The sequence below is a fragment of the Acinetobacter sp. S40 genome, from assembly GCF_016624705.1.
Lineage (GTDB): Bacteria > Pseudomonadota > Gammaproteobacteria > Pseudomonadales > Moraxellaceae > Acinetobacter.
Genome location: NZ_JACVTU010000027.1, coordinates 1 through 5,379 on the forward strand (window position 1 = coordinate 1; position 5,379 = coordinate 5,379).

The 5,379-nt window shown below is 48.6% G+C and carries 2 tRNA genes and 2 rRNA genes; all 4 read right to left on the reverse strand.

The features are described 5' to 3' along the window. Positions 1–145: 145 nt before the first annotated feature. The 4 genes from IAE19_RS16355 to IAE19_RS16370 all read right to left on the reverse strand — a co-directional run bounded on the left by IAE19_RS16355 (position 146) and on the right by IAE19_RS16370 (position 5,204). Positions 146–3,038 (reverse strand): 23S ribosomal RNA (locus IAE19_RS16355). A 380-nt stretch (positions 3,039–3,418) separates the two neighbouring features. Then, positions 3,419–3,494 (reverse strand) — tRNA-Ala (locus IAE19_RS16360). Positions 3,495–3,530: 36 nt separating this feature from the next. Beyond that, a tRNA-Ile gene (locus IAE19_RS16365) sits at positions 3,531–3,607 on the reverse strand. A gap of 58 nt (positions 3,608–3,665) precedes the next feature. Then, positions 3,666–5,204: ribosomal RNA gene (locus tag IAE19_RS16370) — 16S ribosomal RNA — on the reverse strand. The 16S and 23S rRNA genes sit together here with 2 tRNA genes alongside, the layout of an rRNA operon. Positions 5,205–5,379: the final 175 nt, after the last annotated feature.

Here is a 5,379-nt window from a genome sequence, read left to right on the forward strand (position 1 = left end):
TCATGTATGCCTTACTTAACAACCAAAGAACGATTAACGGATTGGAATTGAGTCTATTTTAGCGTGTTCATTATATCTAGCATGTTCACTAAATCAAGATTTTGTATCGAATTTATCTTGAATACAACAACTGTTTGGGTGTTGTATAGTCAAGCCTCACGAGCAATTAGTATTGGTCAGCTTCACATATCACTATGCTTCCACATCCAACCTATCAACGTCCTAGTCTTGAACGGCTCTTTAGAGGACATAAAGTCCTAGGGAAATCTTATCTTGAGGTAGGCTTCCCGCTTAGATGCTTTCAGCGGTTATCCCTTCCGAACATAGCTACCCGGCGATGCGACTGGCGTCACAACCGGTACACCAGAGGTTCGTCCACTCTGGTCCTCTCGTACTAGGAGCAGATCCTCTCAAATTTCCAGCGCCCACGGTAGATAGGGACCGAACTGTCTCACGACGTTCTAAACCCAGCTCGCGTACCTCTTTAAATGGCGAACAGCCATACCCTTGGGACCTGCTTCAGCCCCAGGATGAGATGAGCCGACATCGAGGTGCCAAACACCGCCGTCGATATGAACTCTTGGGCGGTATCAGCCTGTTATCCCCAGAGTACCTTTTATCCGTTGAGCGATGGCCCTTCCATACAGAACCACCGGATCACTAAGACCTACTTTCGTACCTGCTCGACTTGTGGGTCTCGCAGTTAAGCGCGCTTTTGCCTTTATACTCTACGCGTGATTTCCGACCACGCTGAGCGCACCTTCGTACTCCTCCGTTACTCTTTAGGAGGAGACCGCCCCAGTCAAACTACCCACCAGACACGGTCCTCGTCCCGGATTACGGGACAGAGTTAGAACCTCAACATTACCAGGGTGGTATTTCAAGGATGGCTCCATTGGAACTGGCGTCCCAATTTCATAGCCTCCCACCTATCCTACACAAGTAAGGTCAAAGTTCAGTGTCAAGCTGCAGTAAAGGTTCACGGGGTCTTTCCGTCTAGCCGCGGGTACACTGCATCTTCACAGCGATTTCGATTTCACTGAGCCTCTGCTGGAGACAGCGCCGCCATCATTATGCCATTCGTGCAGGTCGGAACTTACCCGACAAGGAATTTCGCTACCTTAGGACCGTTATAGTTACGGCCGCCGTTTACTGGGGCTTCGATCAAGAGCTTCGCTTACGCTAACCCCATCAATTAACCTTCCAGCACCGGGCAGGCATCACACCCTATACGTCCACTTTCGTGTTTGCAGAGTGCTATGTTTTTAATAAACAGTTGCAGCGGCCTGGTTTCTGCGGCTGCCAAGCGCTCAGGGAGCAAGTCCCATCACCCTCAGCAGCGTACCTTCTCCCGAAGTTACGGTACCATTTTGCCTAGTTCCTTCAGCAGAGTTCTCTCAAGCGCCTTGGTCTACTCGACCTGACCACCTGTGTCGGTTTCGGGTACGATTCCTGTGTAACTATCGCTTAGAGACTTTTCCTGGAAGCAGGGTATCAGCCACTTCACTGTACAAGTACAGCTTGATATCGGATCTCAGTATAAAGTACCCCGGATTTGCCTAAGATACATACCTACATCCTTTCACCTGGACTACCAACGCCAGGCTGACTTAACCTTCTCCGTCCTCTCATCGCATTACACAGAAGTATTGGAATATTAACCAATTTCCCATCGACTACGCCTTTCGGCCTCGCCTTAGGGGTCGACTCACCCAGCCCCGATTAACGTTGGACTGGAACCCTTGGTCTTTCGGCGAACGGGTTTTTCACCCGTTTTGTCGTTACTCACGTCAGCATTCGCACTTCTGATACCTCCAGCATACTTCTCAATACACCTTCTTCGGCTTACAGAACGCTCCCCTACCACGTAACTTAAAGTTACATCCGCAGCTTCGGCACATAGTTTTAGCCCCGTTACATCTTCCGCGCAGGCCGACTCGACTAGTGAGCTATTACGCTTTCTTTAAAGGGTGGCTGCTTCTAAGCCAACCTCCTAGCTGTCTATGCCTTCCCACATCGTTTCCCACTTAACTATGATTTTGGGGCCTTAGCTGGCGGTCTGGATTGTTTTCCTCTTGACTACGGACGTTAGCACCCGCAGTCTGTCTCCCGGATAGTACTCATAGGTATTCGGAGTTTGCATCGGTTTGGTAAGTCGGGATGACCCCCTAGCCGAAACAGTGCTCTACCCCCTATGGTATTCGTCCGAGGCGCTACCTAAATAGCTTTCGGGGAGAACCAGCTATCACCAGGCTTGATTAGCCTTTCACCCCTATCCACAAGTCATCCCCTGGCTTTTCAACGACAGTGGGTTCGGTCCTCCAGTTAGTGTTACCCAACCTTCAACCTGCTCATGGATAGATCGCCTGGTTTCGGGTCTACACCCAGCAACTATACGCCCTATTAAGACTCGATTTCTCTACGGCTCCCCTATGCGGTTAACCTTGCTACTGAATGTAAGTCGCTGACCCATTATACAAAAGGTACGCAGTCACCGAACTTGTCGGCTCCCACTGCTTGTATGCATGCGGTTTCAGGATCTATTTCACTCCCCTCACAGGGGTTCTTTTCGCCTTTCCCTCACGGTACTGGTTCACTATCGGTCAGTCAGGAGTATTTAGCCTTGGAGGATGGTCCCCCCATGTTCAGACAAGGTTTCACGTGCCTCGCCCTACTCGTCATCATTACATATGCCCTTTCGTGTACGGGAATATCACCCTCTACGTTCGCACTTCCCAGAGCGTTCCACTAAAACATATGTAACTTAATGGGCTGATCCCCGTTCGCTCGCCGCTACTAAGGGAATCTCAATTGATTTCTTTTCCTAAGGGTACTGAGATGTTTCACTTCCCCTCGTTCGCCTTGCATAACTATGTATTCATTATGCAATACCTACCTTATGGTAGGTGGGTTCCCCCATTCAGACATCCCCGGATCAATGGATATTTGCCGCCTCCCCGGAGCTTTTCGCAGGCTATCACGTCTTTCTTCGCCTCTGACTGCCAAGGCATCCACCACATGCACTTAATTACTTGACTATACAACCCCAAACAGTCGTTAACCCTTACAAGTCAGGTTAAGACAGATCCTGATGCGCGTCTTATAACTCACATCTCTCTCTTACAGTTCGTTGTTCCGTGAATTTAATCACCATACAGCTTCAATCTAAATTCATATACCAAAACGCTTGATTCAGTTAATTTGCTAGTTCTCAGATTAAATACTAAATTAACAATCTCTTGCTAATCCCATACTTAATCGAGTTTGAACAATTTATTTCAGACTCAATTTTACCAATCTGTTAATGAGTTAATGTGTCTTCGTCAGATCACACTAAACTGTGATAAATCACAGAGGTTAATAAACTTTTTATTTATTAATCTCTATAATTTAATCTAGCCCGTACTCTTTCAGTACGTGGTGGAGACTAGGAGAGTCGAACTCCTGACCTCCTGCGTGCAAAGCAGGCGCTCTACCAACTAAGCTAAGTCCCCAGCTTATTTCATTACGTATCTTTCAAGCTATAGTCTTGGTGGGTCTGACAAGACTTGAACTTGTGACCCCACGCTTATCAAGCGTGTGCTCTAACCAACTGAGCTACAGACCCTCAGATACTTCAAGAAGAACAACTTGTTGTGGATTCTTACTAACCATCAATCTTTCGTTAAGGAGGTGATCCAGCCGCAGGTTCCCCTACGGCTACCTTGTTACGACTTCACCCCAGTCATCGGCCACACCGTGGTAACCGCCCTCTTTGCAGTTAGGCTAGCTACTTCTGGTGCAACAAACTCCCATGGTGTGACGGGCGGTGTGTACAAGGCCCGGGAACGTATTCACCGCGGCATTCTGATCCGCGATTACTAGCGATTCCGACTTCATGGAGTCGAGTTGCAGACTCCAATCCGGACTACGATCGGCTTTTTGAGATTAGCATCCTATCGCTAGGTAGCAACCCTTTGTACCAACCATTGTAGCACGTGTGTAGCCCTGGTCGTAAGGGCCATGATGACTTGACGTCGTCCCCGCCTTCCTCCAGTTTGTCACTGGCAGTATCCTTAAAGTTCCCACCCAAAGTGCTGGCAAATAAGGAAAAGGGTTGCGCTCGTTGCGGGACTTAACCCAACATCTCACGACACGAGCTGACGACAGCCATGCAGCACCTGTATGTAGATTCCCGAAGGCACCAATCCATCTCTGGAAAGTTTCTACTATGTCAAGACCAGGTAAGGTTCTTCGCGTTGCATCGAATTAAACCACATGCTCCACCGCTTGTGCGGGCCCCCGTCAATTCATTTGAGTTTTAGTCTTGCGACCGTACTCCCCAGGCGGTCTACTTATCGCGTTAGCTGCGCCACTAATCCCTCAAAGAGACCAACGGCTAGTAGACATCGTTTACGGCATGGACTACCAGGGTATCTAATCCTGTTTGCTCCCCATGCTTTCGTACCTCAGCGTCAGTATTTGGCCAGATGGCTGCCTTCGCCATCGGTATTCCTCCAGATCTCTACGCATTTCACCGCTACACCTGGAATTCTACCATCCTCTCCAATACTCTAGCTAACCAGTATCGAATGCAATTCCCAAGTTAAGCTCGGGGATTTCACATCCGACTCAATTAGCCGCCTACGCACGCTTTACGCCCAGTAAATCCGATTAACGCTCGCACCCTCTGTATTACCGCGGCTGCTGGCACAGAGTTAGCCGGTGCTTATTCTGCGAGTAACGTCCACTTAGCCTAGGTATTAACTAGGTAAGCCTCCTCCTCGCTTAAAGTGCTTTACAACCATAAGGCCTTCTTCACACACGCGGCATGGCTGGATCAGGGTTCCCCCCATTGTCCAATATTCCCCACTGCTGCCTCCCGTAGGAGTCTGGGCCGTGTCTCAGTCCCAGTGTGGCGGATCATCCTCTCAGACCCGCTACAGATCGTCGCCTTGGTAGGCCTTTACCCCACCAACTAGCTAATCCGACTTAGGCTCATCTATTAGCGCAAGGTCACAAGTGATCCCCTGCTTTCTCCCGTAGGACGTATGCGGTATTAGCGTTCCTTTCGAAACGTTGTCCCCCACTAATAGCCAGATTCCTAAGTATTACTCACCCGTCCGCCGCTAAGGTCAATACCGAAGTACATCCCCCCGCTCGACTTGCATGTGTTAAGCCTGCCGCCAGCGTTCAATCTGAGCCATGATCAAACTCTTCAGTTAAAATCATTTCGCACCTTATTAAAGACAAGGTGCCAATTCTGGCTCATCAATTTCCTGACTTAAATTTCGCTCAAATAAACTTCGAGTAATTTAAACCAATCAATTAATGATAATATTTCGATTAATCAATTAGTAAAAATCCACACAAGTTGTTCTTCTATGCTCTTAATGATCT